Raw genomic sequence first — 13,033 nt, forward strand, 5'->3', positions numbered from 1 at the left:
GATGGCTGTAAGTAGGAGGAGCACAATGAAAAGTAGCGAAAATTTATACCATGAAGGGAACTATCGCTTTTGGCTTAACACAAAAACAGGTAGTTTACGAATGAAATTAAACGGTGATAAAGAATTATATACTATACCCAAAAATTCAAAATTGTACGATCGACTTATGAATGACTTTTTTAGCAATTCCGTAAAAATAGAAGAAAGTAAAGCTGACTAATCATAGCTAGCTTTGCTTTCTTCTATTTCCCCATGTCTCCATCCATTCTCCCAAAGACCAATCACACAGTTTATTATCATCCGTAAATTGCTTCAAGTTAACCTTTACCTAAATTAAAAATAAAAAAACATTCCATAAGTAACAGATGTACTTAAAGGAATGTCTTTTCTTTACTAACCTTACGCCTTCTTAACGAACTGTGATTTTAACTTCATAGCTCCGAAACCGTCGATTTTACAATCAATATCGTGATCTCCCTCAACTAGACGAATACTCTTTACTTTCGTACCAATCTTTACAACTGAAGAAGTTCCTTTTACTTTTAAATCTTTAATTACAGTAACAGCATCGCCATCTTGAAGAACGTTTCCGTTCGCATCTTTTACAACTTTTGCACCATCATTATTTTCAGCCTCTGCTTCTTGGCCCCACTCATGAGCACATTCTGGACATACGAAAAGAACGCCATCCTCATACGTATATTCTGAATTACATTTTGGACAATTTGGTAAAGTAGCCATAAGTTCATTTCCTCCGTTCATTATTTATACGTAAAAATCAAATCTGATTTTTACATGTCGATAAATAAAATTTGTATAGCATTTCTTTATACTGCCATAGTCTCACGTTATTGACAAGCCTACCTCAAATTCTCATTTTTTATTGTATTTTACAAAATTTCAATTAGTATTCCGGTTTTCTACAAATAAAAAGAAGAACCTTCACAAGATTCTTCTTTTCTTTTCTATTCTAAATAAACGAGTTTTTCTCTAGAAAAACCACATATTTTCTTCAACGTAAATTTGATACTCTTCTTGTTCTTCTTCACTTAATTTCTTATTATTTAAATACACTTCTTGCCATTCGAAGTAATCATCATTTAAATATACAGCGAATTTAATTTTCACATTCTTTTTTTCTTCAAAATCATAGCCAGTAAATTCTACTACATCATAATCTTTTTCTTTCTTAACATACTTCCAATTTGGATTATCCGTTATAGTTTCTAAAGCATCTCCTTCAAGACTTAAACGAACAACGTTTTTAATATTCGGTTCAGTTGGTAAATAAGATAAGCCAAAACTAATTGCACCAAATACCGCAATTACTATCGCTTGTAAACCAAGCATAACTCCGATATGAGCGCCGCCCTTTGATTGTAAATAATACTCTTTCTTATAATCAGGCACATCTTCTGCCTTATGTAAAATACGAACCATATGCTTATAATATAAACGATTTCCTTGCCATCCAGTAAATAGCATGGTTCCAACATATATTATAAAATCTATCCACATTGGCATATCAATAAAAACAGGTGTAATTAAAGTAGGTACTCCTATTAATGTAAGTATAATAAATAACTTATACATTTTACGATAAGCTAACCAAAAATGCGGAAAGATAAATGCTACCCAATTCCACGTATTTTCTTTCTCAGGATTCTTCACTTGTCCCCATTTAAAGTCGTAATACGCCGTATTCTTGCGCACAACTTTATGTAATTCTGGCGAAGAAATTTTTCCCTCTACAGCAGTTTCCTTCACATACATCATCCTTTTCTTATTTCTATATAATTTTATTGTAAAGAAATAAAAAGAAGGAATCTAACAAAAAGTAGCCATATTTCATGAAAACGAACAGAAATTGAATATATTCCGACAATTCCTTATTTTATATTCCATTTTACCATTAAATATATTAGAATGCTTATATATAAAACATTTAATACACCATGTTAAATATTTTATATATTTAACAAAAAAGAGCCCCTTTTAGAGTTCTTTTCCCTATTTTAACTACAGATACTTATGTCAAATTACTATTCCACCATTGTACCCCAACCGTCTATTGCATAATGTTTCACATGAAACTACACATATTCCGTATTACCTTTCTATCATTCCAGATTGGTTTCAGTTTAGTAAAAACAAATAGACATTCCATTCCCCCTATACTATCTGTCGTTCCGATATTACAAGAAAAAGCATTTTTGCTTCTTACATGTTTCGCTTTCTACAATCTAAAACAGTACGAACAAGCAAATCACTACTTACAGCAATATTTACATTGCCCTGTGCATCTTAATAATGAGAAAAAAGAGCCGATATTCTTTCATAAAGTTGATATATATATGAAAAAACTACTAGAAAACGCAATGTAATTTCACATTGCGTTTTCTACTAATCCTTTATAACAGTTCTATATTTTTCGTTTTCCCATCAATCGCTAGTTCTTCTAAATCACCTGCTATACTTGCTAAGTCTTTCATAATCTTCGGCTGATCACCCATTCGAAACATTTTATCCTCTCCTACCACTTCCTCCTACACTCCTCTATCACACTAAGCAAATACCTCTTCGTCATATCAGCCCTTCTCCAACTTGAGAGCTTTCGCTTTTCTTTTGGATTATGTCGTATTCGCTCTACTTCTTTTAATAAAGGTTCCCACTTATGAGGATAAAGCTCTAACATATACTGTAATCCTCTATCTTTTGAAACGATTGTTTTATGCTCTAACGTATATAAAATACGCCCTATTGTAACGACAGCTGATTCTACCCATTCTTCTATAAAAAATAAATAGGGACGCTTCGCTTTTTCACTCCAGTAATGTTCTACATTATATTTCATCGTATTTACTACATCATCCCATTTTATTTGAAATGGGAGTTCATCTGCTTCTTTCCCGATAACAGTAATACCTTGGTTTTTCAACGTCCACCATGTGACCGCATTAATATCCCAATGGCCAATATCTGCCTTACCATCTGCGCAATATACGTACTCGTCCATTTCATGATTATATTTTCCTAAGTCAGCAAGCGGAATATACATACCGTCCATTCTTTTACCTAACGTATTTTTACTAAGTTTTTTATGCAGTTCTATAATTTGTTGTTTTTCAGCTTCATTCACGGAATCACTTATTACCGTAACAAAGTCAACATCGCTCGTTTCTATATGAAATGCCCCTAAAGCAATGGATCCATAAACGTATACGCCGACTAACTTTTCATCCGAAAAGATTTCTCTTAATTCTACTATGTACCGCTTCATTAACTGCTTTACTTCTTCTGGCAAAGCATGTTTTATTACATTTTCCATATCTATCCCTCCATATAAAAAAGCCTTTGCAAATTCGCAAAGACTTCATGCTTTATAAATATTTCTCGATTTCTTCGTAAACATCCTTCAAACGTGGATTTCCTTCTCCAACGATTTCACCATTTACAAGAACGACTGGATAAAATAAATCTTCTTCCACCACTCGCTCTGCGAATGCTTGTTTATCCTCATCTTCTTGATCTTCTTGAATATCAATATACTCGAACTTAAATTTATTTTCTTGTCCTTCATATTTACGACCAATCGCCGCTTGTAACCACTCAAACGTTTCTGTTGAAGATGGCATTCCAACGCAGCTTGCACAAATTACTTTCGCCCCATACACTTGAACATTAACCATTTCTTCTCCCCCAATTCTTTGTTCTAACAGTATATTCAGATGGCTTACTACATAAGCACATCGTTTTACAAATTCATTCTATACCCCTATACTGAAAAAACACGTTGTAAACATGATACAATATTTCGACAATAAAACAAGAACAGAAAAAATAGATTTTCCTCTGTATCTTGATTATAATAAAACTGATGAAAGGAGTCGATAAAAATGGAAAACCCAAATATGCAAGAACAAGTACTAGAAGTATTAGATAAATTACGTCCGTTCTTACTTCGTGATGGCGGTGACGTTGAATTAGTAGATATTGAAGAAGGTATCGTAAAACTACGCCTTATGGGTGCATGCGGAAGCTGCCCAAGTTCTACAATCACACTAAAAGCTGGTATCGAGCGCGCACTACTTGAAGAAGTACCAGGCGTTATTGAAGTAGAACAAGTATTTTAATTAAAAGCAGAAGCGGATCTTTAGAACCCCTTCTCAAAAAGAGACCAATTTTGGTCTCTTTTTTCGCATGCACTTCTTCTCCAAATAGTAAATCCGCACCTCACCACTTTTAACATCATAAAACATAATTGGAAATCCTTCTCAAAAAATGCGATAATTATTTATATAGTAAATCGTTCACAGAAAGAAAAGTAAAACATAGGGGGACGACACATGCCAAAAATTATAAACATCTCTTCTACACTTCAAGAATTAGAACAGAAAAAAGAATATTTATTAAGCCTTTCACCCATTATACCGACATGGAATACGAGCTATCAATTTTTATTTAAAGAAATTCAGCAAGAATTATTAAATAAGGTAAATGAGAAAATTGAAAGACATCAACTCATTTTAAATATATGTACAGATCAAAAAGTAGGAGCATAATTTATTACATAAAATTGCGATATAAAAAAGAGACCTCAATCGGCCTCTTTTTTATACTTTTAAGATAGCCAATCTAATTTCCTAATCCCTAACTTATCAACTGGTAAGCGAAAGGATTCATAAAAATGCTTCATAAATTGCTCAGAGCGGTTCACATCGTGTAAAATGGCTTCTAAGCGATCTCTATATATGCTTTTTTGCTCTTCGTTTCCTGTTTGATAATATCGTTCGACTGTTTCAAAATAGTGAAGTGGAAACAGGAGCCTTGCGAATAATAAGCGCCAACCAAATGAGGATAGTGAATAATTACGCTCATAGTCTGTAATGAATTGAACTACCGTTTGCTCCCAGTCTTGCTTTTTTTCTATCATCATGTAGCGAATCCATTCTGCTATATCTCTACTTGGGTGATCGTACACCCAATCAAAAGGAAGTTTGAGACGCTTCGTTTGATGCCATAATAAAGGTGTAAATCGTTCCTGGCAAATGGTTGCTGCGTCAGTTATTTGTGGTATATCATCCATTTCTGTATCGACAACATATTGAATAGCATTTTCTGCAACTCCTAAGTAATACGGGAAGGATTCAATAAACAATTGATCGAATACATCTGAAGGATGGTTCATCACTTGCGATTGCCAAAACTTTTCTAATTGATCGAGCCTTTTTTCCCATAACGCTTTCCATTCACCAATGCGGCTTAATTGCTCAACTTCTTCTGGAAAGAATGCACCACGTTTATGGAATATAGAAAGCTCGCTTCCTAATGATGTAGCATGTCGCTCTAACATACGCATACCTTTTAATAAGCAATAATTTTTTTCTTCTATCTCACTCACATAGTAGCCGTGTATAGTCGGAACGAAAGTCGCAACAGTTATATCCCCTTGCTGGTTCATATAATCACTGAGCTTTTTCATCTCTACAAGTACTTCTTCCTCCATTTCTCCAATTGGAACAAGTACATAAATTTTGTTGCGAATCCAAAAGCTTTTATAGGGGCCAAGGGGGATTAATTCTTTAACATGCATGTGATAATGCTCATAAATATGCTGAATCATCGCAGTCGCCACCTATGGTTTTTCTATATATATATGAGCTTGTGCTCGCCTTTCATTCCTATGCACATGATAAAGCAACGAAACGTATATAAATACTAAAAAGAAAAAAAGGTGATAAACATGAAAGAATCAAATCAACTACAAGAAAGAGCATTACAACTATTACAAGAACGCGGTGTAACAATTGACGATATTGCTGAACTTGTTCATTTTCTTCAAAAAACATACCATCCAAAATTAGAGATGTCAGAATGTCGCTATAATGTTGAGCGTGTACTATCCAAACGCGAAGTACAAAACGCACTTATTACAGGCATTGAACTTGATGTCCTTGCTGAAAAAGGAATGTTAAGCGCACCGTTACAAGATATCGTAAAACGTGATGAAGGCTTATACGGAATTGATGAAGTTATCGCACTTTCAATCGTTAACGTGTACGGTTCTATCGGTTTCACGAACTTTGGATATATCGATAAATTAAAACCGGGTATTTTAGAGTACTTAAATGATAAATCAACTGGAAAGGTGCACACATTCCTTGATGATATCGTTGGCGGAATCGCTGCCGCTGCTTCAAGTCGTTTAGCGCACCGAGCTGAGCATTCGGAATAAAGTGAAACTGTAATCAGTAGGGTTTTGTTCCTTCACTGATTATTAGCCCGCATCACTCCGGCATTAACCGGATAATAACATTTTCTAGGCCGCCAGTTTCATACTGACGGCCTTTCATATTCCATAAGCATAAACTCTCTTCCCCGACTCAAAAAAATAGGCCCTGGTTGAAATCCAATTGTTTTATATAGCCTAATCGCTCTTTTATTAAATGTCGCCACACTCAGTCGAAACATTTTCGAATTGAATTCCTCAGCAGCAAATGCTATCCCTGCTTGAAAAAACATTTCCCCCATCCCTTTCCCTGCTAACTCCGGCTTCATTCCAATTCCGATATCTACTACATCTTCGCCCTCATATAAATTGGCATCTCTTCCGCCTGGCACTTGTGCATTTTCTCCAAAGCAAAAATAGCCGATTAAGTCTCCCTTCTCATCACAACAACCGTAATATGTCCCATCTAATAATTCTTCTATTACTTCCGCATCTCCTGAAAAGCTATATAACGTATACGGTTCCTCGTATACCCACGCATTTATTTCGTTTGCTTCTTCTCCTGTTAACTTATGTATATCCATTCATCTCACTCCTTATCAACCACTCTACTGATTTACATATATTTACTCATTCATTTTTTACAATTGATTCTCCTCTAATCGTAATATGCATAATTACATACGCACTTCCATTTGAAAAGTGCTACAATTTATGTGAATCGCTGTTGCTACACTTCTTGATTAAAGAAAAGGCGTTAAACGGAAATTAGCGTCTTATCAAACTCAAGCAATTGACACATTATGTCATCGAAAAAGACACTCGAAAGAGTGTCTTTTTTTCTATATTTCACTATTTCTTTCTTAACAGGACTTGCTCATTCATTAAAATAAATACATACAGTAATATGACTCTTTAAACACATTAATCCCTCTATATAGGTTATGAAGTCAATTGCTACAGATTCGGATAATAAAAAGCACTCCAGCCAGAGTGCTTTTTACTTTCAAACAAGGAGGTTACATATATGGATACTACTCTTGTATTCAACTTTGGTATCGGTATTATCATCATTTTATTCGTCTTCTTTGTTCTTTGTATGAGTGGAGTATAGAAAGGCGATTTTTAGCGTCTTTTTATACATACACAATCTATTATTTGACTCTCGCAACAAAAGTAACCATAATAGTTACACAAATACGTTAAACATAACTATTCGCATATCCACAAAAATGAAAAACTCCGGTTATAAGACCGGAGTTTTTCTATTTCATCATTAGTTTAGGAATATATCTTTGAAGGATATTTTCCACCTCATCCATATCCTCTTCTCTAATAAGTAAATTAACATTATCATTCATTTTCTCTCGCCCGCGATATAAAAAAATATTTTCCTTTGAATTTTCCCATGTAGATGTTTTATACCCTTTTAATGCTTCATATGAATAAAAGTTTAATCCGTCTATTACACCTTTTTCATATATTTGTACATTTTTAATAAGGTGGATGGCTAATAAAGTCATAAAACAACTTGCTACAGCATAACTACCTGACTGAACGAGAAACTGATCTGCTGTACCAATATCACCACTTACGTATTGAGCATACGTATACATACATTGTCCGATGAAATACGCTGGTCCAAGTGACGCAATCCAACGTCGTTTCACCCGAGGATATGTTGCAATAAGTTTTCCAGCACTTTTTTTCATACCCTTTATTTTATATATCTTGCATAGAACGAAGAACAAAGTACATAATGTAAAAACAAATATAATACATGACATCCAATACACTTTTATCCCACCTTTATATATCATCACATCTTAATTTTATATTTCTTATACATGTATTACATATGCAATTGTGCATAAAAAAACAGGTCACCCAAAAGGTCACCTGTTTCTCATTACATCTTCTCAATCCACTCCGTCAAGTTATGCACAACTTGCGTCGGTTGTACTTCATATTCTGTTAACTTCTCCACAGTTGTTACTCCAGTGTGGACAATAAGGGTATGCATACCAGCATTTATCCCCGCTAAAATATCTGTATCGTAGTTATCCCCAACCATTAATGCTTCTTCTTTTCCTACACCAAGCACTTTTAACGCTTGTTCCATAATGATTGATTCTGGTTTTCCAATAAAGATTGGATCCACACCTGTTGATACTGCTACAACTGATGTTAATGAACCGTTACCTGGTAATAATCCGCGCTCAGTCGGAATAGCAATGTCCCCATTTGTTGAAATAAACGTTGCACCGTTACGCACTGCAAGGCATGCTTTCGCTAATTTTTCATATGTGATATCGCGATCTAATCCAACAACGACGAAATCAGGATTTTCATCCACAAGTTTAAATCCTTTTTCCACAAGTGCATCATGTAAGCCCTCTTCACCAATCATATATACAGTTGCATCTTGTTTGCGCTCATAAATAAAGTTCGCTGTAGCCATACTCGTTGTGAATACTTGTTCCGCTTTCGCTGGAATATCGAAACGAACAAGTTTTTCTGCAACTTGTTCTGGTTTGCGAGTCGAGTTATTCGTAACAAATAAATACGGAATGCCGCGTTCTCCTAACGCTTTTACGAAGTCGCTCGCTTCTTCAATTTGTTCTTCCCCGCGATACATCGTACCGTCCAAGTCAATTAAATAGCCTTTATACATCTATCATGTCTCTCCTTCTATGCTAGAGTTCTACATCTCTCATACCACTCTTATATTAACCCCTTTTTCAAAAGAAAAAAACGCTTTACCCTAAAGCGTCCCATAACGTTCATTTTTTCTCTTTTATTTGGTACGAGCAATTACAATCGCCTTCACACATATTTGCTAATGTTTTCACATTTGCACCTGCAAATAACCGCTTATACATATCTTTTTCATCTTCACACACTTGCGGAAATTTCTCTGCAATTTCCTTTAACGGACAGTTTTGCTTTTCAAGTATGAAAGAATGCTCCCCATCTCTCTTTATTTGAACCATATAACCGTTTCGCTCTTGTATAGCAGCTATTTCCTGTACCTTATAGGCTAAATGACTTTGATTACTTATCTTCTTTTGCAACTGTTCTTCCATTCGTTTCGTTCTCGCTTGTAAAACGTATCGAAGTATTTTTTCATCGCCCATTCGAGCTAAATCTTCTAGCATATCAATAGCAAATTGCTTATACTCTTTCGGGAATGTATCTTCTCCCTTTTGACTTAATCCATACAAATATGTTGGTCGTCCAACATGCTGTCTTACCATCTTTGAATAGATTAGCTCACCTTTCTCCAGTTTACTTAAATGTCGACGGATCGCCATCTCAGTAATCTCTAAAGCTTCAGCTAAGTCTGCTACAGTATGCTCGCCCTTTACCTTCAATAATTGTATAATCTCTTCTTTCGTAGTACGTGCTTCTCCCATATTTCACCCTTCTCCCTTTTCCTTCTCATATACAATATAAGATCCCCAAAAGGTATTTTGGGGATCTTATAAGCACAATTATTCTGGTACAAATGCAGATACAGGTCCTAATTCCTTTTCTAAATAACTGCGAATATTCGCTGGGTATTTCTCTACCACTGCGATATGTTTTTGAATCGTCTTATATAATTCATCATGATTCATTTGAATATAATCTTGCATAAGCATTTTTCGAAGAAGAATAATCTCTTTAATGTCTTTTCCCTCTTCTCCACTTATGACTCTCTCGTCCATTAAAATATCAATAATATCTTCATAACTTCCTGGATCTCGCATAATAAATCCATCAATCATTGCATTTCCTACATCTAATATACAATCAATAATAAGATGCGACATGCGCTCTAATGCGTAAAATTCAAACTCGGTTTCATATGTCTTTTTCTCTTGAAATGTATTTGTTGCCTGTTCTAAACATACTAGCATTTGTTCAATTTTCTTTCTGTCTACAAAGTACATGAATGTCACCTACCTGGAAATTAAAGCATTTACATTTTAATTGTAACGCTTTCTTCTGAAAAAATCGACAATTTTTCGAATTCACCTTTTCCTTGTTATTTGTTATAGTTATATTTGTATGATTTTTGAAATTGGAGGAATGCAACCTTGGAACGTGAACTCGCACTAGAAATTGTCCGTGTAACAGAAGCAGCAGCCTTAGCATCCGCACAGTGGATGGGCCGCGGAAAGAAAAACGAAGCAGATGATGCAGCAACTACAGCTATGCGTGATATGTTCGATTCAGTAAACATGGCAGGTACAGTTGTAATCGGTGAAGGAGAACTTGATGAAGCACCGATGTTGTATATTGGTGAAGAACTAGGAACAGGTAACGGTCCAGAAGTAGATATCGCCGTTGATCCATTAGAAGGTACAAACATCGTTGCAAAAGGTCTTGCAAATGCAATGGCAGTTATCGCAATCGCAGATAAAGGAAACCTTCTTCATGCTCCTGATATGTACATGGAAAAAATCGCGGTTGGTCCAAAAGCAGCTGGTAAAATTAGCTTAGATGATCCAATTGAAAAAACAATTGAAATTGTAGCAGAAGCAAACAATAAAAAAATTCGTGACCTAACGGTTATCGTCCAAGAACGTGAACGTCATCAAGATATTATTGACCGTGTTCGTGCAAAAGGTGCACGCGTAAAACTATTTGGTGATGGAGATGTCGGTGCATCAATCGCAACAGCTTTACCTGGAACAGGTATCGACTTATTCGTAGGTGTTGGTGGCGCTCCAGAAGGCGTTATCTCTGCAGCTGCATTAAAATGCCTTGAAGGCGAAATGCAAGCTCGCTTAGTTCCAATGAACGAAGAAGAAGAAGCTCGTTGCCGTGAAATGGGATTAGAAGATCCTCGTCAACTTCTTATGTTAGATGACTTAGTATCTGGTGATGACGCAATCTTCTCAGCAACAGGTGTATCTGCTGGTGAATTATTAGATGGCGTGAAATTCCTAGGTGGAGATTTAGCTGAAACATATTCTATCGTTATGCGTTACAAAACAAGAACGGTACGATTCATTAAAACACATCACCATTTAGACCATAAGCCTCACTTAAACTTAGATATTTAAAAAGGAGCCATGTGTATGGAAGAACGTTTCTTTCTGTACGACGATACAGTCGCTACAAAAACTCGCTTCGTTAGCTTTATGGGGGAAAATGAGCGTCATGATTTAGCGCTTTTATACTCCGATCGTCATTACGGTAAAACGATTGTCCTTGATATGCAGCGCAATAAATTTGCTATCATCGGTCCTGACGATTTAAACGAACCAGGCTACTTAGAGCACGTATTTTCTATGTCTGAAGAAATTGCAGAAGAATTACGCTCATTTTTATTTGAACTTATATAATTTATCTTATACACCAGCTAGTTTAGCTGGTGTTTTTTTATTATAACAGTTTCGAATTTTCAATCCCTTGTGTTATAATTATGAGAAAATCTATTTGGATAGAAAGGACGTTATCTACGTATGCCAACATTTACTTTGTAATGGACCAGCAATTGGATAGCATTACTCTCAAAAAAGCACCGTGCTTTTTCAAGGGAGTAGTCTGCCCATTCCCATTACAAAGGAACGTGACGCATCTGTAGTATGACGTTTACGGAGGTTCCTCTTTTGGGAGCCTCCTTTTATTTTTGTCTACTTCTTATGTCTTCATACTACAAGACATCCAAATAGCTGTATTACGTTCCTTTGCCACTAATATAACTAATATAAGAGGTGAAGGAAAATGCAAAAAGTACAACTTTCTTGGAGTTTATATGAAAACGAGCAAAGCATAATCGAAAAGTATTGTAAAAATTGCGGATGTACTACCCTTTTTACTGATACGAATATTCGCAGACATAATGCAAACGGAAAGAATATATACCGGTTTGCAATTTATAAGTGTCCGAAAAATCATACGTGGAATCAAAAACTTCATATTTATAAATCATTTACTGATCATGTCGAAACAGTCGATATGACTGAGCAAGAACAACATGAAACAAACAACAATATTTCCATTACACACTACAAAGAAAATGGTATAGCCGAAATAACAATCGTAATAGACATTCTTTTCGGCTCCCACCGAATTGATAAAGTGTTATCCACATATATTTCAGATTGGAGCCGTACTATCATTGTGGATAAAATTAAAAGTGGTCATATTCAATTAAATGGCCAACAAATGAAGCCAAAGAAAACTCTTTCTGAAGGTGATTATATTTCAATTTGCTTGTAAGGGGGCTCTCATGTTAAAGGTGAGAAAAAGTACGGTTGCTTTACAGGTAATCCCGTTTCATTAAGCCTATACGAAAAAAAACAATTATATTTGCCGCGGTGCTGTTTATTTTGCAAGTAAACAGCCTCCTCATAATTGGTACAACTGCTATGAAAAAATCCTCTTACAATCGTAAGAGGATTTTTTTATTTCTTCACTTTTCGTAATACAAAATGTGCACAACCGAAGTTACAGTACTCATATAAATACTCTGATAAAGTACTAATTTTCGTATCATATGTCGAACGTTGATTACTATCATCAAAGAATCCACGCAATCTAAGTTGCTCATAACCCCAATCTCCAACGATATAATCATATTTATTTAAAATTTCTGCATAACGCTCTTTAAATGCTTCTTCACTAAAACCATCACGAAAGTTTTTAATTACTTCGTACTGAACATTATTAACGCTCACCGTAGCATGAATCTCTTGCTTTTGCTCCATCATTAACTTCCTCTCTAAGCATTCTTCTTTTTATCGTATCACAAAGCATAACAACCAACAATTTCAAATACAAAAAATTGAAAATTAGTGCATGCTATGG

At 35.2% G+C, this 13,033-nt stretch carries 18 protein-coding genes and 3 pseudogenes; 9 read left to right on the plus strand and 12 right to left on the minus strand.

All coding sequences use genetic code 11. From position 1 onward, the window contains the following. The first annotated feature begins 25 nt into the window (after window positions 1–25). Window positions 26–220 (plus strand): hypothetical protein, encoded by a 195-nt coding sequence (locus MR109_RS05285; protein WP_002174030.1) that lies wholly within the window; start codon window positions 26–28, stop codon window positions 218–220. Between the two features lie 179 nt (window positions 221–399). On the opposite strand, the gene phnA is transcribed toward MR109_RS05285, so the two are convergent. Next, the gene (gene phnA / locus MR109_RS05290) at window positions 400–741 is read right to left on the minus strand and encodes an alkylphosphonate utilization operon protein PhnA (protein WP_002174031.1); all 342 of its coding nucleotides are present in this window, start codon (window positions 739–741) and stop codon (window positions 400–402) included. A gap of 249 nt (window positions 742–990) precedes the next feature. Continuing rightward, window positions 991–1,776 (minus strand): DUF2628 domain-containing protein, encoded by a 786-nt coding sequence (locus MR109_RS05295; protein WP_277930958.1) that lies wholly within the window; start codon window positions 1,774–1,776, stop codon window positions 991–993. A 286-nt stretch (window positions 1,777–2,062) separates the two neighbouring features. Between MR109_RS05295 and MR109_RS05300 the strand changes: the two are divergent. Continuing rightward, a pseudogene (locus tag MR109_RS05300) lies at window positions 2,063–2,384 on the plus strand (DUF4304 domain-containing protein); the annotation flags it as partial. Between the two features lie 30 nt (window positions 2,385–2,414). Here the strand turns inward: MR109_RS05300 and MR109_RS30180 are convergent. From MR109_RS30180 to MR109_RS05310, 3 genes and pseudogenes are all read right to left on the minus strand, one after another. After that, window positions 2,415–2,522, minus strand: a pseudogene (locus MR109_RS30180) (leucine-rich repeat domain-containing protein); the annotation flags it as partial. Between the two features lie 11 nt (window positions 2,523–2,533). Further along, window positions 2,534–3,328, minus strand: a complete 795-nt coding sequence (locus MR109_RS05305) for a nucleotidyltransferase domain-containing protein (protein WP_242271236.1) — start codon at window positions 3,326–3,328, stop codon at window positions 2,534–2,536. Window positions 3,329–3,380: 52 nt separating this feature from the next. Beyond that, window positions 3,381–3,689 (minus strand): YuzD family protein, encoded by a 309-nt coding sequence (locus tag MR109_RS05310; protein ID WP_242271237.1) that lies wholly within the window; start codon window positions 3,687–3,689, stop codon window positions 3,381–3,383. 207 nt (window positions 3,690–3,896) lie between these two features. Here MR109_RS05310 and MR109_RS05315 point away from each other — a divergent pair, with 207 nt between their 5' ends. Then, window positions 3,897–4,133 (plus strand): NifU family protein, encoded by a 237-nt coding sequence (locus tag MR109_RS05315; RefSeq protein ID WP_000431179.1) that lies wholly within the window; start codon window positions 3,897–3,899, stop codon window positions 4,131–4,133. A gap of 213 nt (window positions 4,134–4,346) precedes the next feature. After that, on the plus strand, window positions 4,347–4,562 hold the full coding sequence (locus MR109_RS05320; RefSeq protein WP_242271238.1) for a carbonic anhydrase: 216 nt from the start codon (window positions 4,347–4,349) through the stop codon (window positions 4,560–4,562). Between the two features lie 59 nt (window positions 4,563–4,621). On the opposite strand, the gene yutH is transcribed toward MR109_RS05320, so the two are convergent. Next, window positions 4,622–5,623, minus strand: a complete 1,002-nt coding sequence (gene yutH, locus MR109_RS05325) for a spore coat putative kinase YutH (RefSeq protein WP_242271239.1) — start codon at window positions 5,621–5,623, stop codon at window positions 4,622–4,624. A gap of 120 nt (window positions 5,624–5,743) precedes the next feature. Between yutH and MR109_RS05330 the strand changes: the two genes are divergently transcribed. Beyond that, the gene (locus MR109_RS05330) at window positions 5,744–6,235 is read left to right on the plus strand and encodes a phosphatidylglycerophosphatase A family protein (protein ID WP_048375346.1); all 492 of its coding nucleotides are present in this window, start codon (window positions 5,744–5,746) and stop codon (window positions 6,233–6,235) included. 98 nt (window positions 6,236–6,333) lie between these two features. On the opposite strand, the gene MR109_RS05335 is transcribed toward MR109_RS05330, so the two are convergent. The 5 genes from MR109_RS05335 to MR109_RS05355 form a co-directional block, all read right to left on the minus strand. Beyond that, window positions 6,334–6,813: a GNAT family N-acetyltransferase gene (locus MR109_RS05335; RefSeq protein WP_242271240.1), complete on the minus strand. Its 480-nt coding sequence runs from the start codon at window positions 6,811–6,813 to the stop codon at window positions 6,334–6,336. Between the two features lie 681 nt (window positions 6,814–7,494). Further along, a complete protein-coding gene (locus tag MR109_RS05340; RefSeq protein ID WP_242271241.1) occupies window positions 7,495–8,025 on the minus strand; it encodes an iron ABC transporter substrate-binding protein in 531 nt (176 codons plus the stop codon). A 113-nt stretch (window positions 8,026–8,138) separates the two neighbouring features. Further along, window positions 8,139–8,903 (minus strand): TIGR01457 family HAD-type hydrolase, encoded by a 765-nt coding sequence (locus MR109_RS05345; protein ID WP_002174045.1) that lies wholly within the window; start codon window positions 8,901–8,903, stop codon window positions 8,139–8,141. Window positions 8,904–9,012: 109 nt separating this feature from the next. Next, window positions 9,013–9,645 carry a helix-turn-helix transcriptional regulator gene (locus MR109_RS05350; RefSeq protein ID WP_242271242.1) on the minus strand — a complete coding sequence of 211 codons (633 nt, stop codon included), beginning with the start codon at window positions 9,643–9,645 and terminating at the stop codon, window positions 9,013–9,015. A gap of 78 nt (window positions 9,646–9,723) precedes the next feature. After that, on the minus strand, window positions 9,724–10,164 hold the full coding sequence (locus MR109_RS05355; protein WP_025149589.1) for a DUF86 domain-containing protein: 441 nt from the start codon (window positions 10,162–10,164) through the stop codon (window positions 9,724–9,726). Window positions 10,165–10,311: 147 nt separating this feature from the next. Here MR109_RS05355 and glpX point away from each other — a divergent pair, with 147 nt between their 5' ends. From glpX to MR109_RS05375, 4 genes and pseudogenes are all read left to right on the plus strand, one after another. Then, window positions 10,312–11,283: a class II fructose-bisphosphatase gene (glpX, locus tag MR109_RS05360; RefSeq protein WP_000439096.1), complete on the plus strand. Its 972-nt coding sequence runs from the start codon at window positions 10,312–10,314 to the stop codon at window positions 11,281–11,283. 15 nt (window positions 11,284–11,298) lie between these two features. Further along, the gene (locus MR109_RS05365; protein ID WP_242271243.1) at window positions 11,299–11,565 is read left to right on the plus strand and encodes a DUF3055 domain-containing protein; all 267 of its coding nucleotides are present in this window, start codon (window positions 11,299–11,301) and stop codon (window positions 11,563–11,565) included. Between the two features lie 382 nt (window positions 11,566–11,947). Next, on the plus strand, window positions 11,948–12,445 hold the full coding sequence (locus MR109_RS05370; protein ID WP_242271244.1) for a cytoplasmic protein: 498 nt from the start codon (window positions 11,948–11,950) through the stop codon (window positions 12,443–12,445). Window positions 12,446–12,481: 36 nt separating this feature from the next. Further along, window positions 12,482–12,620, plus strand: a pseudogene (locus tag MR109_RS05375) (GNAT family N-acetyltransferase); the annotation flags it as partial. Window positions 12,621–12,630: 10 nt separating this feature from the next. Here MR109_RS05375 and MR109_RS05380 read toward each other — a convergent pair. After that, window positions 12,631–12,933, minus strand: a complete 303-nt coding sequence (locus tag MR109_RS05380; RefSeq protein ID WP_002174050.1) for a YutD family protein — start codon at window positions 12,931–12,933, stop codon at window positions 12,631–12,633. Between the last annotated feature and the right edge of the window lie 100 nt (window positions 12,934–13,033).

Origin of the sequence: Bacillus cereus group sp. BfR-BA-01310 (assembly GCF_022664325.1) — a bacterium.
Lineage (GTDB): Bacteria > Bacillota > Bacilli > Bacillales > Bacillaceae_G > Bacillus_A > Bacillus_A paramycoides.